The sequence below is a fragment of the Pedococcus sp. P2_E2 genome (assembly GCF_056403955.1).
This window is the reverse complement of the sequence record NZ_JBFUEM010000001.1, coordinates 351,760-378,092: the sequence shown is the minus strand read 5'-3', so window position 1 is coordinate 378,092 and position 26,333 is coordinate 351,760. Positions and strand designations below refer to the sequence as shown.

The 26,333-nt window shown below is 70.9% G+C and carries 21 protein-coding genes; 7 read left to right on the top strand and 14 right to left on the bottom strand.

Annotation, left to right across the window (positions count from 1 at the left end; all coding sequences use genetic code 11):
• Positions 1 to 76 precede the first annotated feature (76 nt).
• Positions 77 to 2,023 carry a hemagglutinin gene (locus tag AC1DWR_RS01755; RefSeq protein ID WP_477623436.1) on the top strand — a complete coding sequence of 649 codons (1,947 nt, stop codon included), beginning with the start codon at positions 77 to 79 and terminating at the stop codon, positions 2,021 to 2,023.
• Positions 2,024 to 2,137: 114 nt separating this feature from the next.
• Positions 2,138 to 3,094 carry a cupredoxin domain-containing protein gene (locus AC1DWR_RS01750; protein WP_477623435.1) on the top strand — a complete coding sequence of 319 codons (957 nt, stop codon included), beginning with the start codon at positions 2,138 to 2,140 and terminating at the stop codon, positions 3,092 to 3,094.
• Positions 3,095 to 3,172: 78 nt separating this feature from the next.
• Here the strand turns inward: AC1DWR_RS01750 and AC1DWR_RS01745 are convergent, their stop codons facing one another.
• The gene (locus AC1DWR_RS01745) at positions 3,173 to 5,179 is read right to left on the bottom strand and encodes a TIGR03960 family B12-binding radical SAM protein (protein WP_477623434.1); all 2,007 of its coding nucleotides are present in this window, start codon (positions 5,177 to 5,179) and stop codon (positions 3,173 to 3,175) included.
• A 90-nt stretch (positions 5,180 to 5,269) separates the two neighbouring features.
• Between AC1DWR_RS01745 and AC1DWR_RS01740 the strand changes: the two genes are divergently transcribed.
• Positions 5,270 to 6,130 (top strand): SGNH/GDSL hydrolase family protein, encoded by an 861-nt coding sequence (locus AC1DWR_RS01740; RefSeq protein WP_477623433.1) that lies wholly within the window; start codon positions 5,270 to 5,272, stop codon positions 6,128 to 6,130.
• Between the two features lie 6 nt (positions 6,131 to 6,136).
• Here AC1DWR_RS01740 and AC1DWR_RS01735 read toward each other — a convergent pair whose 3' ends face one another.
• Positions 6,137 to 7,279, bottom strand: a complete 1,143-nt coding sequence (locus AC1DWR_RS01735) for an alpha/beta hydrolase (RefSeq protein WP_477623432.1) — start codon at positions 7,277 to 7,279, stop codon at positions 6,137 to 6,139.
• Between the two features lie 186 nt (positions 7,280 to 7,465).
• Here AC1DWR_RS01735 and AC1DWR_RS01730 point away from each other — a divergent pair, with 186 nt between their 5' ends.
• Entirely contained in the window at positions 7,466 to 8,077 is a 612-nt protein-coding gene (locus AC1DWR_RS01730; RefSeq protein ID WP_477623431.1) for a protein-L-isoaspartate O-methyltransferase family protein, read from the top strand.
• 14 nt (positions 8,078 to 8,091) lie between these two features.
• On the opposite strand, the gene AC1DWR_RS01725 is transcribed toward AC1DWR_RS01730, so the two are convergent.
• The 9 genes from AC1DWR_RS01725 to rimP form a co-directional block, all read right to left on the bottom strand.
• Positions 8,092 to 9,960 (bottom strand): AMP-dependent synthetase/ligase, encoded by a 1,869-nt coding sequence (locus AC1DWR_RS01725; protein ID WP_477623430.1) that lies wholly within the window; start codon positions 9,958 to 9,960, stop codon positions 8,092 to 8,094.
• A gap of 244 nt (positions 9,961 to 10,204) precedes the next feature.
• On the bottom strand, positions 10,205 to 11,386 hold the full coding sequence (gene rodA / locus AC1DWR_RS01720) for a rod shape-determining protein RodA (RefSeq protein WP_477623429.1): 1,182 nt from the start codon (positions 11,384 to 11,386) through the stop codon (positions 10,205 to 10,207).
• Positions 11,350 to 12,309 carry a bifunctional riboflavin kinase/FAD synthetase gene (locus tag AC1DWR_RS01715; RefSeq protein WP_477623428.1) on the bottom strand — a complete coding sequence of 320 codons (960 nt, stop codon included), beginning with the start codon at positions 12,307 to 12,309 and terminating at the stop codon, positions 11,350 to 11,352. Before AC1DWR_RS01715 ends, rodA begins: the two co-directional genes overlap by 37 nt.
• Positions 12,310 to 12,319: 10 nt before the next feature.
• On the bottom strand, positions 12,320 to 13,234 hold the full coding sequence (truB, locus tag AC1DWR_RS01710) for a tRNA pseudouridine(55) synthase TruB (protein ID WP_477623427.1): 915 nt from the start codon (positions 13,232 to 13,234) through the stop codon (positions 12,320 to 12,322).
• Positions 13,221 to 13,712 (bottom strand): 30S ribosome-binding factor RbfA, encoded by a 492-nt coding sequence (gene rbfA, locus AC1DWR_RS01705; RefSeq protein ID WP_477623426.1) that lies wholly within the window; start codon positions 13,710 to 13,712, stop codon positions 13,221 to 13,223. The genes truB and rbfA overlap by 14 nt, the downstream gene beginning before the upstream one ends.
• Positions 13,713 to 13,879: 167 nt before the next feature.
• Complete coding sequence (gene infB, locus AC1DWR_RS01700; protein WP_477623425.1) at positions 13,880 to 16,822, bottom strand: translation initiation factor IF-2; 2,943 nt, start codon at positions 16,820 to 16,822, stop codon at positions 13,880 to 13,882.
• Positions 16,823 to 17,027: 205 nt separating this feature from the next.
• The gene (locus tag AC1DWR_RS01695) at positions 17,028 to 17,285 is read right to left on the bottom strand and encodes a YlxR family protein (protein WP_477623810.1); all 258 of its coding nucleotides are present in this window, start codon (positions 17,283 to 17,285) and stop codon (positions 17,028 to 17,030) included.
• Positions 17,286 to 17,380: 95 nt separating this feature from the next.
• Complete coding sequence (gene nusA / locus AC1DWR_RS01690) at positions 17,381 to 18,469, bottom strand: transcription termination factor NusA (RefSeq protein ID WP_477623424.1); 1,089 nt, start codon at positions 18,467 to 18,469, stop codon at positions 17,381 to 17,383.
• Between the two features lies 1 nt (position 18,470).
• Entirely contained in the window at positions 18,471 to 19,010 is a 540-nt protein-coding gene (gene rimP / locus AC1DWR_RS01685; RefSeq protein ID WP_477623423.1) for a ribosome maturation factor RimP, read from the bottom strand.
• A gap of 100 nt (positions 19,011 to 19,110) precedes the next feature.
• Between rimP and AC1DWR_RS01680 the strand changes: the two genes are divergently transcribed.
• Positions 19,111 to 20,133 (top strand): DUF4439 domain-containing protein, encoded by a 1,023-nt coding sequence (locus tag AC1DWR_RS01680; RefSeq protein ID WP_477623422.1) that lies wholly within the window; start codon positions 19,111 to 19,113, stop codon positions 20,131 to 20,133.
• Positions 20,130 to 21,074 (top strand): aminoglycoside phosphotransferase family protein, encoded by a 945-nt coding sequence (locus AC1DWR_RS01675; protein WP_477623421.1) that lies wholly within the window; start codon positions 20,130 to 20,132, stop codon positions 21,072 to 21,074. The genes AC1DWR_RS01680 and AC1DWR_RS01675 overlap by 4 nt, the downstream gene beginning before the upstream one ends.
• A gap of 15 nt (positions 21,075 to 21,089) precedes the next feature.
• Here the strand turns inward: AC1DWR_RS01675 and AC1DWR_RS01670 are convergent, their stop codons facing one another.
• Both AC1DWR_RS01670 and AC1DWR_RS01665 read right to left on the bottom strand, forming a co-directional pair.
• The gene (locus AC1DWR_RS01670; protein WP_477623809.1) at positions 21,090 to 21,788 is read right to left on the bottom strand and encodes a response regulator; all 699 of its coding nucleotides are present in this window, start codon (positions 21,786 to 21,788) and stop codon (positions 21,090 to 21,092) included.
• A gap of 25 nt (positions 21,789 to 21,813) precedes the next feature.
• The gene (locus AC1DWR_RS01665; protein ID WP_477623420.1) at positions 21,814 to 23,430 is read right to left on the bottom strand and encodes a sensor histidine kinase; all 1,617 of its coding nucleotides are present in this window, start codon (positions 23,428 to 23,430) and stop codon (positions 21,814 to 21,816) included.
• 109 nt (positions 23,431 to 23,539) lie between these two features.
• Between AC1DWR_RS01665 and AC1DWR_RS01660 the strand changes: the two genes are divergently transcribed.
• A complete protein-coding gene (locus AC1DWR_RS01660; protein ID WP_477623419.1) occupies positions 23,540 to 24,961 on the top strand; it encodes a cation:dicarboxylate symporter family transporter in 1,422 nt (473 codons plus the stop codon).
• On the opposite strand, the gene AC1DWR_RS01655 is transcribed toward AC1DWR_RS01660, so the two are convergent.
• Positions 24,906 to 26,318 carry a wax ester/triacylglycerol synthase family O-acyltransferase gene (locus AC1DWR_RS01655; RefSeq protein WP_477623808.1) on the bottom strand — a complete coding sequence of 471 codons (1,413 nt, stop codon included), beginning with the start codon at positions 26,316 to 26,318 and terminating at the stop codon, positions 24,906 to 24,908. The two genes, AC1DWR_RS01660 and AC1DWR_RS01655, sit on opposite strands and share 56 nt — an antisense overlap.
• Positions 26,319 to 26,333: the final 15 nt, after the last annotated feature.

Sequence of the window (26,333 nt, the reverse complement as noted above, 5' to 3'; positions counted from 1 at the left end):
GCTCCAACCCGGGCCGGTGCAGCTGAAATTTGGAGGAGTCATGACACAACGCATGACCGCAGGGGGCGCAAACAGGATGACCCGCAGGTCGCGGCTGAAGGCCGCCCTCGCCATTGCCGGGCTGGTCGTCGCCGGAGCGGTGGCCGTGCCGCAGGTGGCCTACGCCGCCGACGGCCCCTTCAGCATCGACGGTACGGTGCCCGATGCCAACACCACCGAGCTCGCGGACGGCTTCGGCAACGTCAAGGAGCTGGGCCCGAAGAACTCGAACGTCACCAAGATCGGCGTCATCCACAGTGCGGCTCTGCCGATGCTGGACACGACGAACCCGAACGGCCAGGTCGACCTGCGCCGTGCCTGGCTCGACACCGAGCGTGACACCGCCGCCCCCAACCACGACTGGCTCTACTTCGCCTGGGAGCGCGACGCCAACAGCGGCAGCGGCTTCATCGCCTACGAGTTCATGCAGAGCGCGGCGCCCGCCGCCTGTGCCTACGACACCGCCACGGACGCGCAGCTCATCGCCGCGTGCAACCCGTGGGCCAACCGCAAGGCCGGCGACTTCATGATCCTGTGGGACCAGCAGGGTGGCAGCAAGGACCTGTTCCTGCGCACCTGGTCCGGCACGGCGCCCAACCTGGTCCTGAGCGCCCCGACCCAGCTCAACGCCACCGTCTCGCAGGCCGAGTACAGCTCGGACGGGTTCCGCGGCGAAGCAGCGGTCGACCTGACCGCGACCATCTTCGGCGGCAGCACGGCCTGCAAGACGTTCGCCAACACCATCCCCAGCACGGTGACGGGCAACTCCGACTCGGCCGACTACAAGGACACCATCCTCAAGAACGCTCCTCCGATCACCAACTGCACCTCCACGACCGTCACCACGCCGAAGACCGGCGCCGGTGGTGACATCCCTGCAGGTGGTCTGTCCATCGGGACGGGTGTCGTGTCCGTGAAGGACTCGGCCGTGGTTGACCTCGTGGGCGGCACCGCCACCCCGACTGGCTCAGTCGCGTTCAACCTCTGCAAGGTCGACTCCCCCGGGCTGTGCACGACTGGCGGGACCTCGGTCGGATCGACCAACCTGACCGGCGCGGCCTACCCCGTGACGGTCCTGTCGCCGATCGCGTATGTGACGTCGGCAGGTCGGTACTGCTGGCGGGCAGCGTGGAGCGGTGACTCGGCCAACGGCATTCCCGGGTCGTCCGACTCCCGTGCGAGTGAGTGCTTCACCGTGAACCCGGTGACACCCACCCTGGCCACCAGCGCCAGTGACGACGTGGTCCTCGGTGGTTCCGTGAGTGACAGCGCCACCCTGAGCGGCTTGGCCACCCAGCCGGCCAACCCGGTCATCAACCTGACCGGTACCGGTGGTGCTGCAGCGGGCGGCACGGTCACGTTCACCCTGTTCGGGCCGGACAACTGCACCACCGTCGCCTACGCGTCGTCGGCAGTCACCGTCAGCGGTAACGGCACCTACAACACGCCGAACCCGCAGTTCGTCCCGACCGCCGCAGGCACCTACCACTGGGCGGCCTCGTACAGCGGAAACCTGCCGAACAACAACGGCACGACCCACAACACCGCGTGCGACGACACCAACGAGGACGTCGTCGTCACCACCGTGCCGTCGTCGCTGACCAGTGCGCAGACCTGGGTGCCGAGCGACTCGGTGACCGTGTCTGCCACCGCCGGCGGCGCCATGGCTGGCACCGTGTCGTTCGAGTTCTTCACCAACGGCGCCTGCACCGGATCGAGCGCGTTCTCGACGACCAAGACCGTCGCCGGCGCCTCACCGCAGTCCGTCCTGTCGGGCAACGCCCCGACGCAGACGGCCTCCGGCTCGTTCTCGTGGCGGGTCAGCTACGACAGCACCAACCCCGGGCAGCGTGACATCCCGGCCAGCTGCCACGAGACGTCGGCGCTGACCGTGGCCAACGGCGGGACGATCTCGCGCCGCCCACGCCTGCGACCGATGGCGCGTCCAGGAGCGGAGGACGCCGGAAATCGTCCAAAGGCATGAGGTCACGTCATGGACGGACGAGCACCCTTGTCATGGAGTGCGCGCGCTGAAGGGGCCCACGAGCAATCCGACGCGGCCGCGACCGCGACCGTGAGTCCCCCTTGAGGAGCACCCATGTCCGCGAAGTCAATGCTGCGACGGCTCGTGCTGGCCGTCGTCTCCGTCATAGCCCTCGCCATCCCAGTCGCCCTCGGCTCGAGTGCCTCGGCGGCAACGGCCGGACCCGTCACGTGGCACGTGCGCGTCGGCGCCGAGACCCCCGACATGGCCGTCACCGCCATGGCCTTCCTGCCCGAGAACATCTGGGTCGACGCCGGCGACACCGTCCACTGGACCTCCAACAGCGCAGAGCCGCACACCGTGACCTTCCTTGCCCCCGGGACGGCGCTGCCCGAGTTCAACCCGTTCGACCCGTCACAGACCGCCGCCCAGGGATCCTCGCTCTACAACGGCACCGCCTACGCCAACTCCGGAATCCTGGCCACGCAGCCGATCTTCGTGTTCACCAACCCCGCCACCAGCTACCAGCTGACCTTCACGACCACCGGCGACTTCACGTACGTCTGCCTGCTGCACGGTCTGATGATGACGGGCACGGTGCACGTCCGTCCGGCCGGCACCGCCTACCCCTACACCCAGCAGGACTACGACAGGGTCGGCACGCAGCAGGCCCAGGCCGCGCTCGGTCACGGACGGGACGCCTGGCGGCAGGCCCGGCAGTCCCACGCCACCACCGGGTCCCGTGTCCTGGTCGGCGTGGACGGCGAGGGCTTCGGGGTGTCGCGGTTCGTCCGCGACCACCTCGTCGTGCACGTGGGCCACACGGTCTCGTTCTACGTGGCCGGACCCGGCGCACCGCACACCGTGACCTTCGGCGAAGAGCCTCCCGGGCTCGCGATCCTGGCCCCATCCGGCGACCCGACCCACTTCGCCGGTGGCGACCTCAACAGTGGGGTCCTCGCGCCCGGCACCCCGTTCGACGTCACCTTCACCACCGTCGGCACGTTCCACTACATCTGCGCCATCCACGACGACATGGGCATGGTCGGCGACGTCGTCGTCGTCCCCTGAGAGCCGGGCGCCCGCGAGTCTGAAGGATCGTCCGGACCCTGGTCCGGACGATCCTTCAGACTCGGTGGCTGTGCCGCGTCAGTGCGTGTGGTCGCCCGCGAGCATCGCCTCGCGACCGGCGCCGAGGACGGTCAAAGGGAGCAGCGTCTTGCCCGTCGGGCCGACCTCGATGTCGGTGCCCATCTGGGGGCAGACCCCGCAGTCGAAGCACGGCGTCCAGCGGCAGTCGTCGACCTCGGTCTCGTCGAGGGCGTCCTGCCAGTCGGCCCAGAGCCACTCCTTGTCGAGCCCCGAGTCGATGTGGTCCCACGGGAGCACCTCGGTCTCGCCGCGCTCGCGCGTGGTGTACCAGGCCACGTCGACCGGGAGGTCGGCCAGCGCGGTGTCGGCCGCGGTCATCCACCGGTCGAACGAGAAGTGCTCGCTCCAGCCGTCGAACCGCCCGCCGTCGCGCCAGACCTGTTCGATGACCCGGCCGATCCGGCGGTCGCCACGGGACAGCAGTCCCTCGACGATGCCGGGCTTGCCGTCGTGGTAACGGAATCCGATGGACGAGCCGTAGCGGCGGTCGGACCGGATCGCCTCGCGCAGCTTGGCCAGGCGGGCATCGGTCTCCTCGTCGCCGAGCTGGGCGCACCACTGGAACGGCGTGTGCGGCTTGGGCACGAACCCACCGATCGACACGGTGCACCGGATGTCACGGCGACCCGAGACCTGGCGACCGGTCTCGATGACCTTCTTCGCGAGCTCGGCGATCTGGAGGACGTCCTCGTCGGTCTCGGTGGGCAGGCCACACATGAAGTACAGCTTCACCTGGCGCCAGCCCGCGCCGTACGCCGCGGCGACGGTGTTGATGAGGTCGTCCTCGGACACCATCTTGTTGATGACCTTGCGGATGCGTTCGCTGCCGCCCTCGGGCGCGAAGGTGAGCCCGGAGCGGCGGCCGTTGCGGGTGAGCTCGTTGGCGAGGTCGATGTTGAAGGCGTCGACGCGGGTCGACGGCAGCGACAGCCCGGTCTGCGTGCCTTCGTAGCGGTCAGCCAGACCCTTGGCGATGTCGGCGATCTCGGAGTGGTCGGCCGAGGACAGCGACAGCAGCCCGACCTCCTCGAAGCCTGTGGCGGCCAGGCCGCGTTCGACCATCTCGCCGATACCGGTGATGGAGCGCTCACGCACCGGGCGGGTGATCATCCCGGCCTGGCAGAACCGGCAACCGCGCGTGCACCCACGGAAGATCTCGACGGACATCCGCTCGTGCACCGACTCGGCCAGCGGCACGAGAGGCTGCTTGGGGTAGGGCCACGCGTCGAGGTCCATGACGGTGTGCTTCGACACCCGCCACGGCACTCCGTGGGCGTCAGCCTTGGGCGCGACCCGCTGGATCCGCCCGTTGGGCAGGTAGGAGACGTCGTAGAGCGACGGGACGTAGACCCCACCGGTCCGAGCCAGGCGTAGCAGCAGCTCGCGGCGGCCGCCCGGCATACCCTCCGCCTTCCAGGCACCGATGTGGTGCGTGACCGCGAGCACGGCCTCCTCGCCGTCGCCCACGATCGCAGCGTCGACGAAGTCGGCGACCGGCTCCGGGTTGAACGCGGCGTGACCGCCGGCGATGACGATCGGGTCGTCGTCGGTGCGGTCGACCGCGTGCAGCGGGATACCCGCGAGGTCGAGCGCGGTGAGCATGTTGGTGTAGCCGAGCTCGGTCGAGAAGGACAGCCCGAGCACGTCGAAGTCCCGCACCGACCGGTGCGCATCGACGGTGAACTGAGGCACGGCGTGCTCGCGCATCAGTGCCTCGAGGTCCGGCCAGACCGCATAGGTCCGCTCGGCGAGGGCGTCCGGGCGCTCGTTGAGCACTTCGTAGAGGATCATGACGCCCTGGTTGGGCACGCCCACCTCGTACGCGTCCGGGTACATCAGCGCCCAGCGGGTGGTCAGCTCCTGGCCGTCCGGGCCGTGACCGCCGCAGTTCCAGTCCTTCACCGTGGAGTTCAGCTCGCCCCCGACGTACTGGATGGGCTTGCTGACCTGCTCGAGCAACGGCTCGAGCAGCGGGAAGACGGAGGCGCCGCAGGTGTGGGTCATGGTGGGACAAGGATAACGGCGGCACCGCCGGGTGCCGAAAATGCGATGATTCCCACGCTTCTCACAGCAAGGGCTCCTACCATCGCGCGGGTGCCTCGCCACTTGCCGCCGCCGCGCGTCGTGGCCGGCGGCGCCGCCCTGGCGGTCGGTGCGGTCGCCATCGCGGCGGTGGTGGGCGTGGTCGGCTCGCGGCCACTCGCTGGATCGACCCCGGTGCACACCGCCCTCCCCCACGAGCGCAGCACCCCGTCGGCGTCGCCACAGGGGGCGACCCCGACCACCTCGGACACCATGTCCATCGTGGGACTCGGCGACTCGGTCACCGCCGGGTCCAACTGTGACTGCGCAGCGTTCGTGGAGCGGCTCGCCGACCTGGTCTCGGCGCGGGACGGGCGGGCTGCGACCGCCACCAACCTCGGGGTGCCGGGCCTGACGACCGGCTCGCTCGCCGCGCAGCTGACCCAGCCGGGACCGTCCGGGTCGGTGGCGTCGGCTGACACGGTCGTGGTGACCATCGGGGCCAACGACCTCGGACCACTCGAGGACCAGTGGGAGCGGACGGGGTGCGGTGCGGCCTGCCGGGCGCCAGCCGTGACGGCCATGGCGCGCGGGCTCGCTGACGACCTCGCCCGGATCAGGGACCTCGGGCACGCCGGTCAGCGGGTGGAGGTGACGACCTACTGGAACGTGTTCGAGGACGGCGACGTCGCCGACCAGCAGCGCGGGCTGGGCTTCGCGGACTGGAGCGACAAAGTGACGCTGTCCGCCAACCGAGCGATCTGCGCGACGGCGCGGATCTTCGGTGACACCTGCGTGGACCTCTACACGCCCTTCCTCAGCGCGGAAGGCAACCGCAACCCCACCCCGCTGCTGTCCTCCGACGGGGACCACCCGAACGCCGCCGGTCACCAGGTGATCGCCCGTGCCCTGCTGGCGGCGACACCTCCCTGAGGACGGTCAGGCGCCGAGGTGGGCGGACAGGAAGTCGAGGGCCTGCGGCATCAGGGCCGACCACGTGGCGAAGTTGTGTCCGCCGCCGGGGACGACCACGGTCGTCACGGACATCGGGGCGTGCACGAGCGCGACGAACCGCCGGGTGTCGCGGATCCCCGTGCCCCCGACTTCGCCGGTCCCGATCGTCGCAAAGAGCGAGACCGGGGGTTCGGGCTGGTGGCGCACCAGCCATTCCGGGTCGTTGAGGTCCCGCAGCACCGACGACCCACCCCAGAGGTCTCCGGTCGTCCCGTCCCGGAGCGTGTGGTAGTAGCCGGAGAGGGAGGCCGCCGTCGTGAACACCGAGGCGTGGGTGAGCAGGAGCTTGGTTGCGCAGTAGCCTCCGGTGGAGTCACCGATGGCACCCCAGCCGACCGGAGCGACCCGCAGGGTCTGCGACACCGTCCTCGGGACGTCCTCACCGAAGTAGGTCAGGGTCTGGGGTCCGGCCGGCACGTCACTGCACTCGGTGTCCCGTGGCGGTGCCACGGTCGGTCGCATCATGACCAGGACCATCGGCCGCGCGCGGTGCGCGTCGATCTGCGACAGCAGGACATCCGGGTACTTCATCCGCGAGACCAGGTTCCTCGTGGTTCCCGGGTAGCCGGTGAACACCTCCACCCCCGGGAACACGGTCCGCGCGTACGCCCGCTGGAAGTACTGCGGTGGCAGGTAGACCGCGGCAGGTTCGGACAGTCCGCTGTGCGCGCCCGACAGGGTGAGGGTCTCCACCCGCCCGCGCGTGGCCCACTGCGCAGGCGTCGACCAGGAGTCGACACCCCCGAGGGAGGCGTCGCTGGTGGCTGCCACCGGGAGGGCGCCGTGCCGCCTCGTCGGTGGGTTCACCCCGGCGTGGACCGCCGCAGCCGCCGAGGACGACGTGCCCAGCAGCTCCGACCAGGATCCGTAGAAGAACCCGTAGTCGTTGAGGGCAGCTGCGACCAGCAGCACCGCGCCGAGCTGGGACGCCACGACCAGCGCGACCCTCTGCCCCACGCGCGCAGGGGCAGGGCCGCGGACGCGGGACCACATGACGAGCGCCAGGACGGTTGTGGCGACCGTCGCCAGACCCAGCGTCACGAGCAGGGGCCAACCAAGCAGGGGCATGCGCAAACCTCCGACCGGCCCCGGCACCAGGGCACGAACCCAGCGTGCGCGCGGCCGATGTGAGCAGACTGCGTGCTGGCTGGGGGTTGGCTGGGAGCCTCAGCGCGCATTCAGGTTCGCGTGGGGCCGGCAGGTCAGACGCAGCCCGCGGAGCGCTGGGCGACCCCGTCCGGCGATACTGGACGGGTGCCGAGCACGGCCGAACGAGTGGCTGCGGCGATGCAGGCGGTCCCCCGTCTGGCGTTCCTGCCGCCCGCCCAACGACGTCACAGCGAGCGCGATGCGCCGCTCCCGATCGGTCACGGCCAGACCAACAGCCAACCGACGACCGTCCGGCAGATGTTGGAGCTGCTCGACGTCCAGCCCGGTGACCGGGTCCTCGACGTCGGCTCCGGGTCCGGCTGGTCCACGGCCCTGCTGGCCCACATGACCGGACCGGCGGGCCGGGTGACGGGCGTGGAGCGGGTTCCGGACCTCGTCACCTTCGGCGCCGCCAACCTGGCGCTGAGGGGTATGCCGTGGGCGCACGTCGAGGCGGCGGTGCCGGGCGAGCTGGGCCACGCGTCATACGGACCGTATGACCGCATCCTGGTGTCGGCGCAGGCGCCGTCGCTCCCTGCCGAGCTCGTCCGGCAGCTGGCACCACGCGGGGTGCTCGTCATCCCCGTGGCGGGACGGATGGTCCGGGTGGTGGCACGCGACAGCGGGCCGGCGGTCGAGGAGCACGGGTGGTACCGCTTCGTGCCCCTCGTCGCCGACCCGCCGCGTGGAGCTGCTGCTCCGGGTCCTGCGGACTAGCCCTCTGGCGCGACCTACTGGCTGGTGTAGAGCGCGTCGAGCGTCGTCTGGTACTTCTCGCTCACGGCCTTGCGGCGCAGCTTGAGGCTCGGCGTGAGGTCACCGTCCTCGATGGTGAGGTCGTGGTCGAGGATCGTGAACTTCTTGATCTGCTCCCAGCGGTTGAGGTTGACGTTGAGGTTGTCGACGTACATCTGCACCATGTCGCGCACCTGTGGGGAGGTGACGATCGCGCGGTAGTCGCCGGCGACTCCGTGCAGGTCGGCCCACTCCTTGATCGCGTCGGCGTCGAGGGTGACCAGGGCCGTCACGAAGTTGTGGTCGGACCCGTAGACCATGAACTGGCTGACGTAGGGGCACAGGCCCTTGAAGGTCGACTCGATGAGCGAGGGACCGACGTACTTGCCACCGGACGTCTTGAAGAAGTCCTTCTTGCGGTCGGTGATCTTGAGGTACCCGTTGTCGTCGAGGGTCCCGATGTCGCCGGTGTGCAACCAGCCATCGGCGTCCTTGGTCTCGGCCGTGTCCTCGGGCTTGTTGTGGTAGCCCTCCATCACGCCGGGACCACGCAGCAGGACCTCGCCGTCCTCGGCGATCTGGACCTCGGTGCCGGGCAGGGCCCAGCCGACGGTGCCGATCGCGTTGGTGGCCGGCCGGTTGACGAACGACGCCGCGCTGGTCTCGGTGAGGCCGTAGCCCTCGAGGATGACCAGGCCGACGGAGTCGAACCAGGTCGCGATGTCCTTGTTGAGCGCCGCAGACCCGGAGATGAAGAACCGGATCCGACCGCCGAAGCGGGCCCTCACCTTGTGCAGCACGAGCTTGTCGGCGACGGCGTACTGGCGGGCGAGCATGCCCGAGGGCTCCTCGCCTCGCGCGCGGGCGTCGGCGACCTTGGCGCCCACGCCGGTGGCCCACGCGAACAGCTTGGCCTTCACGCCGCCCTCGTTCGCGACCATCGTCGTGATCCGGCCGTAGGCCTTCTCGAAGATGCGCGGTGCAGCTCCCATGAAGGTCGGCTGGACGACGGCGAGGTTGTCGACGATCTTGTCGACGCGGCCGTCGATCGCCGTCGGGAAGCCCATCTGCAGGGGCAGGGTCAGCAGCACCTTGCCGAAGACGTGCGCCAGCGGCAGCCAGAGGTACTGGAGGTCGCTGGGGTTCAGGATGCCGATCGAGTCGACGGCAGCGGCTTCGTAGGTCCACGCGTCGTGGCTGAGGCGGACGCCCTTGGGACGGCCCGTCGTGCCCGAGGTGTAGATGATGGTGGCGAGCTGGTCCTTGGTGAGGGCGTCGATGCGGTCGTCGACGGCCGAGGAGTTCGTCGTGAGCAGCTCGGCGCCCATCTGCTCGAGCTCGTCGAGGCTGATCACCCAGTCACCGTCCGTGGTGCCGTCGATGGTCACGACGCGGACGATCTCCGGCAGGTCGATCCGGCGCTCCCGAAGCTTGGCGACCTGGTCGTCGTCCTCGGCGAACACGACCACGCTGCCCGAGTTGGACAGGATGTAGGCGACGTCCGGGGCGATCGTCGTCGGGTAGATCGTCGTGGTGGCACCACCGGCGCACATCACCGCGAGGTCCGCAAGCGCCCATTCGTAGCGCGTCGAGGAGGCGATGGCCACGCGGTCCTCGGGCCGTACGCCGAGGGCGATCAGGCCGGCGGCGAGGCGGTAGGCGCGCTCGCGCACCTGGCTCCAGGTCACCGACGACCAGGAGTCGTCCTCCGCGAAGCGGAACGCCTCGGCCTGCGGCGTCTTGGCGACCCGGTCACGGAACAGGTGGGCCACCGTGGGCGGGCGTTGCTCCAGGACGGCGGCGTTGAAGCGCTCGTTCCTGGAGGCGGCTCTCGTGGAGGTGGCATGGGGGGCTTGAGTCGACATTGACCGTCCTCGGCTCGGTGACAGGGAGTGTGGGGTGACAGTGGGGTGAGACTGCGTGCGGTGACAGTGCGGTGACACGGCGTGACAGGGGTGACAGGGGTTGCCGGGGATAGTGCCACGCACGAGGGTCCAACGGGGGTGATCGAGCGCGATTGTGGCCAAACAGTTGGACGTTGCCGCGGAGCGCGTTGAACGCGTCACGCTTCGTGCGGTCAGGTCTCGTGTCGGCGGTATGCCGCGTGGTTCAGCGCCGCCGCGAGGCCAGGTGTGCGTTGTTGACCAGGCCGACCGCCAGCCAGCAGGCGAACATCGAGGACCCGCCGTACGACAGGAACGGCAGCGGCAGTCCGGTGACCGGCGTGATCCCGAGGTTCATGCCGACGTTCTCGAAGACCTGGAACAGGAACCACACCGCGACCCCGGAGGCCATCAGCCGTCCGAACGCGTCCTGGGCCCGTGCGGCCACGAGGACGGCGCGCAGCACCACGAACCCCAGGAGCAGCAGCAGGCCTGCGGCGCCGAGGAAGCCCAGCTCCTCCCCCGCCACGGAGAACACGAAGTCGGTCTGCTGGTAGGGGATGAACCCGCCCTGGGTCTGCCGACCCTCGAACAGCCCCTGGCCCTGCCAGCCCCCGGAGCCGATGGCGATGCGCACCTGGCGGGTCTGGTACCCGATCCCCTGAGGGTCCGCCTGCGGGTCGGCGAAGGCCGTCAGCCGATCCCGCTGGTAGTCACTGAGGACGGGCGTGGTGAGGGCGACGACGACAGCCGCCGCCACCAGGGCCGTTGCAGCCGCGAGGTAGCGCTTGGGGGTGCCGGCGACCGCGATCACGCCGAACCCGAGCGCGCCGAGGACCAGGGCCGATCCGAGATCGGGCTGGAGCATGACCAGCCCGATGGGGACGCCCACCACGAGGACGGCGAGGAGCAGGTCACGACCGTCGGGCTGGGCCTGGCGGTCGATCCGCTCCCCCAGCAGGATCGCCAGGCCGAGGCACAGGGCGACCTTGGCAAACTCCGACGGCTGGACCGAGAATCCCCCGGGCAGCAGGATCCACGAGTGCGACCCGTTGACGGTCGACCCGACCGGGGTGAGCACCAGCACGAGCCCCGCGACGGACGCGAGGTAGAGCAGGGGCGCCACCGCCCGCAGCAGCTGGTACCCGGTCCTGGTCACGGCGGCGGCCAGCGCCACGCCGAGGACGGTGTTGGTCAGGTGCCGCACGAGATAGGCCGACCCGGCCTGGTGCCGGGTCGCCGACCAGACGAGCAGCGCCCCGATCAGCGAGAGCCCGAGGGCCGCGACGACCAGCCCCCAGTCGCTCCGGCTCCACCGCGCCGCGCCGCCACTCGCCCTGGCCCAGGTCCCGCCGGAGCGGGACCTGCTCGTCAGGACGGGACGATCGAGGTGAGGACCTGTCGACACTTCTCGATGTCCCCGGCCATGGCCTGGAGCAGCTCGTCGATGGAGTCGAAGCGCAGCGTGGGGCGGATGTGCTCGACGAACTCGACGGTGACCTCCTCGTCGTAGAGGTCGAGGTCCGTCCGGTCGAGGACGTAGGCCTCCACGGTCCGCACGGTCCCGTCGAAGGTCGGGTTGGTCCCCACCGAGATCGCTGCCGGCAGGGTCCGCTCGGGGTCGTTCGCGGGCTTTGCCACGCGGGTGAGCCACCCGGCATACACCCCGTCCGCGGGGACGAGGCCGAGCGAGTCCGGCGCGAGGTTGGCGGTCGGGTAGCCCAGCTCACGCCCGCGGTGGGCGCCGTGCACGACGGTGCCGGTCATGCGGTGCGGCCGTCCGAGGATCGCGGAGGCGGCTCCCACCTCGCCGGCGGCGAGGTGGCGACGGACCGCGGAGGACGACCAGCGCTCGCCGTTGCCGAGGTCGTCGAGGACGATCACGTCGAAGCCGTGCTCCTCCCCCAGCGCCGCGAGGGTGGACACGTCGCCGGTGTAGCCACGCCCGAACCCGCGGGCGTCCTCGCCGACGACGATCGCGCTGACACCGAGCGTCTCGACGAAGGTGCGGACGATGAACTCCTCCGCGCTCTGCTGCGCGAACTCCTCGGTGAAGTCGAGCACGAGCAGGCCGTCGATGCCGGTGGTCTCGAGCAGCTCGTCGCGCAGCCGCCCCGGCGCGATGAGCTCGAGGGTCTCGGGGTGGAAGATCGCCGCCGGGTGCGGGTCGAACGTGACGGCCACACTGGGCAGGCCCCGCTGGCTCGCCTCGGCGAGCAGGCGGGCCAGCACCGCTCGGTGTCCGAGGTGGACTCCGTCGAAGTTGCCGAAGGTGGCGACGCAGGGGCGCAGGCCCTCAGGGGTCTGGGCGGGATCGGTCCAGCGGTGCACGGAGGACACTCTACGAACCAGCGGGGGCAAACACGACGTGCGCCCTGGCCTGACGTCCGGTCTCGTCGAGCATCGCGACCAACCGGCCGTCCGGCGAGAAGGCCGCGACCGGCTCGGTGCGCCCCTCCTGCGCGGACTCGACCCGCTGGCCATAGCCCACCGCAGTCGTCTCCGAGTCGGTGAGCTCGCGCACGATGAACTGGGCGCGAGCCGCGTCGGCGAGCGGGGTGACCGGCATCCGCTCCGAGTCCTCGACGGCGCCGAGCGCCTCGAGGTCGTGCGCCCGGTCGAGGGTGAAGGCCCCGACCCGGGTGCGGCGCAGCGCGCTGAGGTGGCCGCCGACGCCGAGTGCGGCACCGAGGTCGCGGGCGAGCGCACGGACGTAGGTGCCGGAGCTCACCGTCACCTCGACGTCCACGTCGAGCACGGGTATGCCGCCCACGTCACCCGGGCGCGTCGCGAGGATGTCGAACCGGCTGACCGTCACCGGTCGTGGGGGCAGGTCGACGTCCTCGCCCGCCCGGACCCGGTGGTAGGAGCGCTCACCCTTGACCTTGATGGCCGAGACCGAGCTCGGCACCTGCTCGATGTCGCCGGTCAGCTGGCTCACGGCCGCCTCCAGCTGTCCCGGGGTGACGCCATCTGCGGCCGTGGAGGAGGTGACCTCCCCCTCGGCGTCGTCGGTGATCGTGGCCTGGCCCAGCCGGATGGTGGCGGTGTAGTCCTTGTCGCAGCCGACGAGGAAGGTCAACAGCCGGGTGGCCCGGCCAATGCCGAGCACCAGGACGCCGGTCGCCATCGGGTCGAGGGTGCCGGCATGGCCGACCTTGCGCGTCCCGCACAGCCGACGGGCCCGGCCGACCACGTCGTGGCTGGTCCAGCCCGACGGCTTGTCGACGACGAGCAGGCCGTCAGGCGCGGGCATCCGCGCCGTTGTCGCTGGTGTCGTCCCTGGTGTCGTCCGTGGAAGGAGCCTCGTCCTCGGGCTCGGGCTTGCGGTAGGGGTCGGCGTCGCCGGCGTAGGTCGCGCCGGCCGCAGCCGCAGCCACCGCCTCGTCGCGCTCCTTGGCCTCGCGCAGCAGGTCCTCCATGTGCGCGGCGGTCTCGGGGATCGCGTCGGCGAAGAAGTCCAGGCTGGGCGTCAGCCGGATCTGGATCTGCTGGCCGACGAACGACCGCAGGCGACCCTTGTTCTTCTCCAGCAGGGCGGCCGTCTTCTCGCGCTGGGCCTCGTCACCGAACACGGTGTAGAAGACCGAGGCGTGCTGGAGGTCGCCGGTGACGCGGACGTCGGTGACGGTGATGAAGCCCAGGTCGGGGTCCTTGACGATCGACACGACGTTCGCGGCGATGAGCGTCTTGATGCGATCGGCGATCTTGCGCGCGCGTCCGGCGTCAGCCATGCGAGGACTCCTTGCTGGTGTGGGTGAGGTGGGAACTCTCAGGCGAAGGCTGATGATGGCGCGCACCACCGTAGAGCGAGCCTGCGAGAGGTGCAGGCGCCATCATCCGGCTTCGCCGGGTGGGCCGGCGGTGACATGCAGCCGCCGCCGGCCCACCCGGCATACCGTCAGGCGCGGGGCTTCTCCCGCATTTCGTACGTGGCGATGAGGTCGCCGAGCTGGAGGTCGTTGTAGGACCCCAGGTTGATGCCGCACTCGAAGCCCTCACGGACCTCGGTGACGTCATCCTTGAACCGGCGCAGTCCGGCGATCTCGACGTTCTCGGAGACCACGACACCGTTGCGGGTGATCCGGGCCCGGGTGCCGCGCTTGATCTCGCCGCTGCGCACGATGGAACCGGCGATGTTGCCGAACTTGCTGGAGCGGAAGATCTCGCGGATCTCGGCGGTGCCGAGCTCCACCTCCTCGAACTCCGGCTTGAGCATGCCCTTGAGGGCCGCCTCGATCTCCTCGATGGCCTGGTAGATCACCGAGTAGTAGCGGATCTCGACACCCTCGCGCTCGGCGTAGTCGGCGTTCTGGCCCTCTGCACGCACGTTGAACCCGATGATCACCGCGCTGGACGCCATGGCCAGGTTGATGTTGTTCATCGTGATCGCACCGACACCGCGGTCGATGATCCGCAGGTCGACCTCGTCGCCCACGTCGATCTGGAGCAGCGCGTCCTCGAGGGCTTCGACGGAACCGGACACGTCACCCTTGAGGATGAGGTTGAGGGTCTCGACCTTGCCTGCTGCGAGGGCCTCGGTGAGGTCCTCGAGCGAGATGCGCTTGCGGGCCTTGGCCAGGGAGGCCTGACGGTCCGCAGCTTCGCGACGCTCGGCGATCTGTCGGGCCGTGCGGTCGTCCGGGGCCACCACGAAGGTGTCACCGGCGCGCGGGACCGAGGACAGACCGAGCACCTGCACCGGACGGGACGGACCCGCCTCGGTGAGGTTGTTGCCGTGCTCGTCGAGCATCGCGCGGACGCGGCCGTAGGCCGAGCCCGTGACGATGGCGTCCCCGACGTGCAGCGTGCCGGCCTGGACCAGCACCGTGGCCGTGGCGCCACGGCCACGGTCGAGGTTGGCCTCGATCGCGACACCGCGGGCGTCGCGGTCGGCGTTGGCGCGCAGGTCGAGCGCGGCGTCGGCGGTGAGCAGGACGGCCTCGAGCAGCGCGTCGATGTTCTGTCCGGCCTTGGCCGACACGTCGACGAACATGGTCTCGCCGCCGTACTCCTCGGCGACGAGGTTGTACTCGGTCAGCTGCTGGCGCACCTTGGCCGGGTTGGCACCCTCGACGTCGATCTTGTTGACCGCCACGACGATCGGCACGTCCGCAGCCTGGGCGTGGTTGAGCGCCTCGATGGTCTGCGGCATGACGCCGTCGTCGGCCGCGACCACGAGGATCGCGATGTCGGTCACCTTGGCACCACGGGCACGCATGGCGGTGAACGCCTCGTGACCGGGGGTGTCGATGAAGGTGATCGGACGGTCGACGCCCTCGTGCAGCTTGTGCACCTGGTAGGCACCGATGTGCTGGGTGATGCCGCCGGACTCGCCACCGGCGACGTCCTCGTTGCGGATCGCGTCGAGCAGGCGGGTCTTACCGTGGTCGACGTGGCCCATGACGGTCACGACCGGCGGGCGCGCCTCGAGGTCCTCGTCGTCCTCACCCTCGATACCCGTCTCCAGGTCGATGTTGAAGGCGTCGAAGAGCTCCTTCTCCTCCTCTTCGGGGGAGACGACCTCGATGTTGTAGCCGAGCTCGGCACCGAGCAGCTTGAAGGTGTCCTCGTCCAGCGACTGGGTGGCCGTGGCCATCTCGCCGAGGTGGAAGAGCACCGTCACCAGGGCACCGGGGTTGGCGTTGATCTTGTCGGCGAAGTCGCTGAGCGACGAGCCTCGGCGCACGCGGATGAGCGTGTCGCCGTTGCCGCGGGGCACGCTGACGCCACCGAGTGACGGCGCCTGCATCTGCTCGAACTCCTGGCGCTTCGCACGCTTGGACTTGCGTCCGCGCACGGGACGGCCACCGCCGCGCCCGAAGGCACCTGCGGTCGAGCCTCGACCGGCGCCACCACGGAAGCCACCGCCACCGGGGCGACCGGCGAAACCGCCGCCACCACCACCGGGGCCACCAGGGCCTCCGGGACCACCGGGTCCACGGCCGCCACCGGCACCGCCGGGGCCGCCGGGGCCCCGTGCGCCACCGCGGGCGGGACGGTCACCGGGACGGCCGACCGCACTGCGGTCGGGCATCATGCCGGGGCTGGGACGGGCTCCGGCCGGACGCGGTCCACCGGGGCCGGCAGTGCCGCCAGGGCGCGGACCGGCGGCACCGGGACGGCTCTGGGGGCGCGGCATACCCTGGCTGGGCGCGAAGGGGTTGTTGCCCGGACGGGCGCTGTCGCGGCCGCCACCCTCACGGGGTGCGCCTTCGCGGGGTGCGGCGTCGCCACGACCCGGCTGTCCGCCGTCACGGCCGGTGCGCATGCCCTGGCTGGGCGCAAACGGGTTGTTGCCCGGTCGCGGTGCGCCGGGACGGGGAGCGCCCGGGGCGGAGCCGGCCGGACGCGGGGCGCTGCCGGGACGCGGGGACGCCGGGACGCCGGGACCCTGCTGGTCACCATCACGAGCGGACTGGACGTCGGCACGGGCGGCGGGAGCCTCCGGAGCGGCGGGCGCGGTGGGAGCCGGGCTCGCCGGTGCGGCGGCAGCAGGAGCCGTCACCGTCTCGGGAGAGGCGGGCGCCGGTGCCGGTGCGACCGGAGCCGACGGGGCAGCAGCCGGAGCCGACGGGGCAACGGCAGGCGCTGCCGGCGCCGCAGGGGCGGCGGCAGCAGGCGCAGCGGGAGCGGCCGGACCGGCCGGCTTCGCTGCAGCCTTCTTGGCGGGAGCCTTCTTGAGGTCCTCGGGGAATGTCTCGGTCGCCTTGCGGACGACGGGGGCCTCAATCGTCGAACTGGCGGTCTTGACGTACTCGCCAATGCTGTTGAGGTGGGCGATCAGCGTCTTGCTGTCGGTGCCGAGCTCTTTGGCGAGCGCGCTTACACGGACCTTGGCCACGTTTCTCCTGTTCCTGGTCCGCAGTCAGGTGACAGGCGCGGACCGTCGTCAATGCTGGTTGGAGCTCATTGCTGAGTTCTCATCGGATGCTCATCAGCGTCAAACCCATTCTCGGTTCGATGGACATAACCGGTTCCATGGACGGTGCCCATGGAGGCGGACGGTTTCCCTCGGGATGAGGGGGATTGCATTTCAATGACACTGCCTAGCTCGTGGTCCGGTCCAGGCCCTCGACGTATGCCGTGACCGCTGCCGGATCCGGCGCGGCGCTGACACGCAGCGCGCGACCGAACGCCCGGCGGCGAAGGGCCTGCTCAAGACAGTCGCCCGTGGGGTGCAGCCAAGCGCCGCGCCCCGGCAGGCAACGCCGCAGGTCAGGAGTCAGCCGGACTGCTCCGGTCTCATCCGTCTCCGCGACCACTCGCAGGAGTGCCGACCAGCTATCCGTCCGGCGGCATCCCACACACGTCCGGGTCGGTTGCCCGTGCGAGGTGTGGAGGGTCGTGCGCGATGCCGCTGGCCGGAGTCCAGTCCGGTCGGTCACCACCAGTCTAGCCCCTACTGCCGATCGGACGCGTCATCCGCACCTGCGGAGGACGCCGCGACGGGGGCGGTGTCAGGGCGGATGTCGATGCGCCAACCGGTCAGCTTGGCGGCCAGGCGGGCGTTCTGGCCCTCCTTGCCGATGGCCAGCGACAGCTGGTAGTCGGGGACGATCACGCGCGCCGAACGCAGCGTCGGGTCCACGATCTGCACCGACTGGACCCGCGACGGCGAGAGGGCCGCGGCCACGAACGTGCGGGCGTCCTCGGAGTAGTCGACGATGTCGATCTTCTCCCCGTGGAGCTCGGTCATGATGGCCCGGACGCGGGCGCCCATCGGGCCGATGCAGGCGCCCTTGGCGTTGAGCCCCGCGACCTTGGAGTGCACCGCGATCTTGGTGCGGTGGCCGGCCTCACGCGCCAGGGCGGCGATCTCGACGGAGCCGTCGGCGATCTCGGGCACCTCGAGGGCGAAGAGCTTGCGGACCAGGTTGGGGTGGGTGCGGGACAGGCCGATCTGGGGACCCTTGGGCCCGCGCCGCACGGACACGACGAAGCAGCGCAGCCGCTCCCCGTGGACGTACTTCTCCCCCGGCACCTGCTCGGCCAGGGGCAGGATGCCCTCGACCGTGCCGAAGTCGACGGTCACGACCCGGGGGTCCGGGCTCTGCTGGATGATGCCGGCGACGACGTCGCCCTCGCGACCCTTGAAGTCGCCCATGATCGCGTCGTCCTCGAGGTCGCGCAGCCGCTGCACGATGACCTGCCGCGCGGTGGACGCGGCGATCCGGCCGAACCCGGTCGGGGTGTCGTCGAACTCCGGGCCGTACTCACGGACCGGGCGCTCGACCGACGCCGGCGGAGCGTCGGAGTCCGTGTCCCCGTCCGGCTCGGCGGCCTGGGGCTCGGGCTGCTCGAGCTCCTCCTTGGCCCAGACGATGACGTGTCCGGTCTTGCGGTCGAGCTCGACCCGCGCCGAGCGGTAGGCGCCTTCGGTGCGGTGGTAGGCCACGAGGAGGGCCTGCTCGATCGCGGGGATGAGGATGTCGAGGGAGATGTCGCGCTCGCGCTCCAGCGCCCTCAGTGCAGCCAGGTCGATGTCCATGTCAGTGCTCCTCAGAATCGTCGTCGTCGTCGTCGCTGGCTGCCCTCGAGAACTCGACCTGCACCACGGCCCTGGACACGTCGGCATACGCCACGTCCACGGACTGTGCCGGCACCTGCTTGACCGCAGGGACCTCGAGGGTCACACCCGTCTCACCCGCAGCGGTGATGCGGCCGGTCACGGCCGGGCCCTCCAGCGGGGTGATGGTGACCAGCCGGGAGACGTTGCGCCGGAAGTGGCGAGGCTCGGTCAGCGGCCGGTCGATGCCCGGCGACCCGACCTCGAGCGTGTAGGGCTGCTCGCCCATCGCGCCGGTCTCGTCGAGGGCATCGCTCACGGCTCGGGTGGCGTCGGCCACCTCGTCGAGGGTGAGGGGCGGCGTCCTGGTCGTCGTGTCACCCGTCGCGTCGAGGATGCGGTCGATCCAGAGGCGGACCAGACGACGCTTGCCTGCGGGGGTCACGGCGACGTCTTCGACCAGCAGGCCGAGGTCACGCAAGGGGCCCTCGACGGCGGGACGAATCTGTTCCTTGACGCTCACTGACTCGTCCTCTCTGAAGTTTGGTGGCCGTGCACCGCCACTCTATCTGCGCCGTGAGTGGGCCGCATGCCCGCACCTGCGGGCATGTCATGATCGGCCCATGCCCCAGGACGACGCCGGTAGGCCGCCGTGCCCCACCCGGCGCCGCGTGCTCACCCTGGCGCTCGGCGCCATGGCGGCAGCCTCGCTCGCGGCCTGCGGCATCAGGCTCGAGGACGACGCGCCGAGCGTGCCACTCATCCCCACTCGGGCACCCATACCGAGCGAGGCGTTCCTGCTGGCCCTGTGGCGGCACAGCGACGACCTCGCCGCGCGGGCCACCTCCCTGGCCGGTCCGGCGACCGGAGTGCCCGCACGGCTGGCCGCCCTGCACCGCAGCCAGGTGTCGGTGCTCGAGGCGGAGCTGCTGAGGCTCGGGGTACCGCGCAAGGTGCTGGACACCGCCGCCGCCGGCCCGTCGGCCTCGTCAACCGCGACGGCCACAGCGTCCGGCACCTCGGAAAACCCCACCGGCTCGGCGAGCACGAGCACCGCACCTGCGGTCCCGGGTCCCAGGGGTCTGGGCGCCGAGGAGGCCAGCGACCTGGGCCCGACGGCGATCGCCTCGCTGGCGAAGGTGCCCTCGCAGGCCATCCCCCTGGTCGGAAGCGTGCTCGCCCAGCGGGCCGCCGCGGCGACCCTGCTGGGCGCGCCGGCGACGTGGCCCGAGACCAGCTGGTCGGCCCCCTCCCTGGCAGCCTCGTACCTCGAGAGCACCCGCGCCGCCGTGTACGCCTTCGAGGTCGTGGCCGCCCAGTCCCCGAGTGGGGCCCAGCACTCCCTGGCGCTGGCCACCCTCTCCGCCCTGGAGTCGCGCGCGCAGGACCAGGAGTCCCTCGCCGGCGCCTCCGCCGGGCCGCCTGCCCTGGGCTATCCGCTGCCCTTCCCCGTGACGACGACCGCGACCGCACGCAGGCTGGCCGGGCAGGTGCTCACCCAGCTGCGGGCGTCCGTCGCCAGGGACCTGGGGTCCACCGGAGGCGACCTCGGTCCCCTCGGCGCGCTCGTCCAGTGGCTCGCCGACACCGAGGTCCTGGCGTCGCAGTGGGGGGTCCGGCTGTCGGCCTTCCCCGGCCTCACGTGACGCGTCCCGAGGACGTTGTCGAGCTCGTCCCGGAGTCGTTCCGCTCCGCCGTGCGCCGTTTCTCGGCGCAGGACGGTGCGGTGGGCGGCCCGTCGGGTGCCGACTGGTCCGCACGGCTACCCCGGCTGCTGGCGGAGGTCCTCGACGACTGGGGCCTGGAACCGCTGGGCGTCGGTGCGACCGGGTGGACAGCCGTCGTCGTGCCGGTCCGTCGCGACTGCGAACGGCTGGCCCTGAAGCTGGTGTGGCCCCACGTGGAGTCGCGCGACGAGCCGCTCGTGCTGCGGCACTGGGACGGCCGCGGTGCCGTGCGACTGGTGGCGGCAGACCCTGGCAGGAGCGCCCTCCTGCTGGAGGCCCTCGACCCCGACCGCGACCTGCGCTCGGTGGACGTCGACCAGGCCTGCCAGACCGTCGGGGAGCTGCTCCGCCAGCTGCACGTTCCGGCCCCGGCGGGGCTTCGGCGCCTGTCGACCTTCGCCCGCGAGCAGCTGTCGCGGCTGGAGTCCGCAGAGGGAGCCCTGCCCCGTCGCATGCTGGAGCGGACTGCGTCGCTGGTCCGCGACCTCACCGCGGACCCGGGGTGCGACGCGACCCTGGTGCACACCGACCTGCACTACGAGAACGTGCTGGCGAGCCTGCCCGAGTCGGGTCGCCCGGACTGGCTGGCCATCGACCCGCACGCCATGGCCGGACACCCCGGCTTCGAGATCCAGCCCCTGCTGCGCAACCGCACCGACGAGCTCGGCAACGGGGCGGCCTTCCGCTACCTGGTGCGGCGCCGGCTCGAGATCTGTTGCGAGGCAGCCGGGATCGACGAGGGCCAGGCCCTCGCGTGGACCTATGTCCACACGGCGATGGAGGCAGGTTGGGCGGCCGGGGACGGCGACCGCGACGCGGTGTCCTTCAACGTCGCCCTGCTCAAGGCCCTCGACGGCTGACCCCGCTCAGCGCGCTCACTGCCAGCGGTACTCCACCTCGGGACGCCCGGCACCGGCATACCTCTGGGTGCGTACGGCGAGGCGGTTGTCGCAGAGGTGCTCGGCATAGCGGCGAGCGGTCACGCGACTGACCCCGATGGCCTCGGCGAGCTCGGTCGCCGACAGTCCCTGTCCGGTGTCCCGCAGCGCGCGGGTGACGCGCGCCAGCAGATCCTCGCTCATCCCCTTCGGCAGCGCGGTGGGGCTGCTGGTGCGCACCCCGGCGAAGACCTCGTCGACCTCCGCCTGGGTCGACAGGTGCTGGGTGTGGCCGAGCTGGGTCCGATAGGCGCGGTAGGCCTCGAGGCGGTCGCGCAGGGTCGCGAAGACGAACGGTTTGAGGAGGTACTGCACGACGCCCAGGGACACCGCCGCGCGCACCACGTCGAGGTCGCGGGCGGAGGTCACCGCGATGACGTCGGCCTGGTGTCCCCCGGCGCGCATCGCCCGGATGACGTCGAGACCGTGCCGGTCGGGCAGGTTCATGTCGAGCAGCACGACGTCGACCGGCGTGGCCTGCAGGGCGCGCAGCGCCTCGTGACTCGTGGCGGCTGTGGCCGCGACGACGAAGCCGGGCACCCGCCCCACGTAGGCCGCATGCGCCTCCAGGGCGACCGGCTCGTCCTCGACGACGAGGACCGTGAGGACAGCGGGCTGGGCTGGGTCGGCGGGCAGGGCTGTGTTGGCGGGCAGGTCGTCGTCAGGCACGCGTCTTCGCCTCCAGCGGCAGGCGCACCGTGAACCGGGCCCCCGGCGGCCCCGACACCTCCAGCACCCCGTCAAGGCGCGCCACCGACTGCGCCACGAGGGCCAGCCCGATCCCGCGGCGACCCGCTCCCCCCTGCTCCTTGGTGGAGAACCCGCGGCGGAACGCCTCGTCGACGGCGTCCGGCGGCAGCCCCGGCCCGGAGTCCGCGACGCTGAGCACCACCCGGCCGGCCTCGATCCGCGAGCTCACCTCGACCTGGCGTTCGCCGGACCCCGAGGTGACGGCGTCGAAGGCGTTGTCGATGAGGTTGCCCACGATGGTCACGACGTCGCGCACGGGTGCGACGTCCTGTGGCCAGACCGCGTCGTCCGCGATCCGGAAGTCGATGCCGCGCTCCGCGGCCTGCGCTGCCTTGCCCAGCAGCAGCGCGGTCAGGGCCGGTTCACCCACCGACGCCACCACGCTGTCGGTGAGCCGCTGCGAGACCTGCAGCTCGTCGGTGGCGAAGGCCAGCGCGCGCTCGGGATGGCCGAGCTCGATGAGCGACACGATGGCGTGCAGCCGGTTGGCCGACTCGTGGGCCTGCGAGCGCAGCGCCTCGGTGAGCCCGCGGGCCGAGTCGAGCTCGCCGGTGAGGTGCTCGAGGTCGGTGCGATCGCGCACCGTGGCGACGAATCCCAGTGCGCGGCCGTCCCACTGGGCGCGCGCCTTGTTGAGGACCAGCACCCTGGCCGAGGTGACGTGCAGCTCGTCCTCCCGTGGCTCGCCGTCGGTCAGCGCGGCCAGGAGGGGAGCGGACAGCCCCAGCTCGGCGACGGGGCGGCCACGGGCGTCGTCCGGCAACCCCAGCAGCCGGACCGCCTCGTCATTGGCGAGCCGGAGCCGTCCGTCGAGGTCGGTCAGCAGGAGTCCCTCGGTCACCGCGTGCAGCACCGCGTCGTAGTACTCGACCATCTCCCGCAGCTGCACCTCGCCCAGGCCGTGGGTCTGGCGACGGATCCGGCGGCTGACGAGCAGGGTGCCGAAGCCGGACAGCAGGGCTGCTGCCAGTCCGGCGAGCAGCAGCGCCGGGAGCTGGCCGCGCAGCCGCTCGCTCACGGCTGCCTTGCGGATGCCGACCGCCACCAGCCCGACGACCGCCCCGTCGTCGGCCCGGACGGGCACCACCACCCGGCGGGACGGCCCGAGCGTCCCGGTGTAGTCCTCGACGACGGTGCCTCCAGCTCGGGCCGCCGCGATGTGACCGAGGAACTGGCCACCGATCTGCCGGGGGTCGGGATGGGTGTAGCGGATGCCGGTCGGGCTCATGATGACGACGAAGTCGGTGCGCGTCTCGCGACGCACGTCCTCGGCAAACGCCTGCAGCCCGGCTCCCGGCGCACCGGTGCGGACACCCGCGACGACGGAGGGCGTGCTGGCAACCGTCTCGGCGACAGCGGTCGCCCGTGCGGTCGCCTCCTGCGTGCCGGCCCGCTGCGCCTGCGCGTAGGCCGCGAGGGTTCCCACGCCGACCACGAGCAGCGCGACGAGCACCTGCAGCACGAAGGTCTGCGCCGCCACGCTCCACCGCGCCGGTGCGGTGAGCCACCGAGGTGCGCTCACCGGCATACCGGGAACTCAATGAACACAAACGTGACCCTAGTCACTCGTGGGGCCACCCTCGTCCTTGTTCACCGCTCCCGGGCCGCGCCCGGGACCCGATCCCCTGGAGACCACCGTGAGCACCAGCGCCGACAGCGTCGTCGAACGCCCCGTACCGAAGCGGGACCGCACGCACTACCTCTACATCGCCGTCATCGTGGCGATGGTCCTCGGCATCATCGTCGGGTTCGTCAACCCCGAGTTCGGGGTCAAGCTCAAGTGGCTGGGCACCGGCTTCGTGAGCCTCATCAAGATGATGATCACCCCGGTCATCTTCTGCACGATCGTGCTGGGCATCGGTTCGGTCCGCAGGGCCAGCCAGGTCGGCAAGGTCGGCGGTCTGGCGCTGGCCTACTTCGTCACGATGTCGACGTTCGCCCTCGCGATCGGCCTGCTGGTCGGCAACATCGTCAAGCCCGGCGCCGGCCTTCACCTCACGGACACGCTGGCCGCCGCCGGCCAGAAGCAGGTGGGTGAGGCCCACACTACGACCACCGACTTCATCCTCGGCCTCATCCCCGACACCGTCGTCTCCTCGCTGACGTCGGGCTCGGTGCTCCAGGCCCTGCTGGTGGCTCTGCTCGTGGGCTTCGCGCTGCAGAAGATGGGCCGCGCGGGAGAGCCGATCCTGGTCGGCATCAAGCACCTCGAGCGCCTCGTCTTCCGCCTGATGGCGATGATCATGTATGTCGCGCCGATCGGTGCGTTCGGAGCGATGGCCGCCGTGGTCGGCGCCACCGGCGTCGACGCGCTCAAGAGCCTGGCCCAGGTGATGGTCGCGTTCTACATCACGTGCGCGCTCTTCGTGTTCGTCGTCCTGGGGACGCTGCTCAAGCTGGTGACCGGGGTCAACGTCTTCGCCCTGCTGCGCTACCTCGCCCGCGAGTTCCTCCTGATCCTCTCGACGTCCTCGTCGGAGTCGGCCCTGCCGCGCCTCATCGCCAAGATGGAGCACGCGGGGGTGTCCCGGCCGGTCGTCGGGATCACGGTGCCGACGGGCTACTCCTTCAACCTCGACGGAACCGCGATCTACCTCACGATGGCGTCGCTGTTCATCGCCGACGCCATGGACAAGCCGTTCTCCATCGGCCAGCAGGTCTCGTTGCTGGTGTTCATGATCATCGCCTCCAAGGGTGCTGCAGGCGTGACCGGAGCGGGTCTGGCCACGCTGGCCGGCGGCCTCCAGTCGCACCGCCCCGACCTGGTCGACGGCGTCGGATTCATCGTCGGCATCGACCGGATGATGAGCGAGGCGCGGGCGCTGACCAACTTCGCCGGCAACTCGATCGCGACGGTGCTGATCGGGCACTGGGTCGGCGAGCTGGACCGACCTCGGCTCGACGCGGTGCTCGCCGGCGACCTGCCGTTCGACGAGTCGACGCTGATCGACGACCACGAGCCCGACGGGGGCCCCGGCACCGCTGGCCACGGGTGGGCGACGGTCAGGCAGGCTGGTCGGTCCCGTTGCCGGACACGGCGACGGCCACGAGCTCGTTGAAGCCGGCGCGGATGCCGTCGGCGATGACCTCGACGTCCGGGAAGCTGTCGAAGTCGGCCGTGATCCCGAAGCTGAAGGTGTCGAGGTAGGAGAAGATCCCGGTGGCCACCCGCACGCCGGCGAAGACCGGCACGTAGGGGTGCGACCCGATGAGCCGGCGGCCCAGGAGGTACAGCGGGATCCGCGGACCCGGGACGTTGGTCGTGCCGGTCTGGGTGAGCTTGTTGGGCATCCGCGACATCGACCGTGCGCCGAGGGCGAGCAGGGTCGGAGCGGCGTAGTCGGCCAGCCCGACGATGGCCGCTGCGTCCACCGCGCCCATCCCCCGCTTGTTGCGGTCCATCTGCTCACGGATCAGGGTCAGCCGCCTGCTCGGGTCCTCCTCCCCGACCGGCAGGTCGACGACGACGCTGGTGACCTGGTTGTTGACCTGGCCGCGTCCTGACGCCTGGCGGGTCGACACCGGCACGAGCGAACGCACCACCATGTCGAGGACCAGCTCACCCCTGCCGGCCAGGAGGTCGCGATGGCCGCGGGTGACCGCCGCGAGGATGACGTCGTTGACGGTGCCGCCGAGTGCGGTGCGAATGGTCTTGACCTCGGCCATCGTGGCCTCGGTCCAGACCCAGCGGCGGTTGGGGCCGAGGGGGCCGTTCATGCTCACGGGAGTGAGCTGCCCACGACCGGGAATCAGTTGCGCGATCTGTTGCGGGACAAGCTCTTTGGCCGCGACGCCGACACCGGCGAGCGCCAGGGGCACCTTGCCCAGGTCGGAGATGCTGGGCACCCCGAGAGCCTGCAGGGGTTCGGTCACGAAGTCCCGCAAGGACCCCGCCGTGAGGGCGACCAGGGACGGGGACGGCGAGGGCGACCAGTCCGACGGCTCCCGACGCTGCGGCTCCGGCTCGACGTCGAAGATGACCTGCATGAGGTCGGTGCTGCCCTCGCCGTCGATCATGCAGTGGTGCGCCTTGGAGATGAGCGCCCACCGGTCGTCCGCGAGGCCCTCGACCAGCCACGCCTCCCACACCGGCTTGGTCATGTCGAGGCGCTGGGCGAACACGCGGCCAGCGAGGTTGCGCAGCTGCTCCGGTCCGCCGGGCTTCGGCAGCGACGTGTGTCGCACGTGGTAGAGCAGCTGGAAGTGCGGGTCGTCGACCCAGACCGGGCGACCGAGCTGGAACGGCACCGTCTTGATGACCTGCCGGTAGCGCGGGACCAGGTCCATCTTGGCGGCGAGAAGTCGGACGAGGTCGCCGTAGGCGGGCGCGGGACCCTCCAGGACGGAGACCCCGCCCACGTGCATCGGCGTGTTCTCGCCCTCCATGTAGTAGAACATCGCGTCCATCGCGCTCATCCGGTCCACGACGGC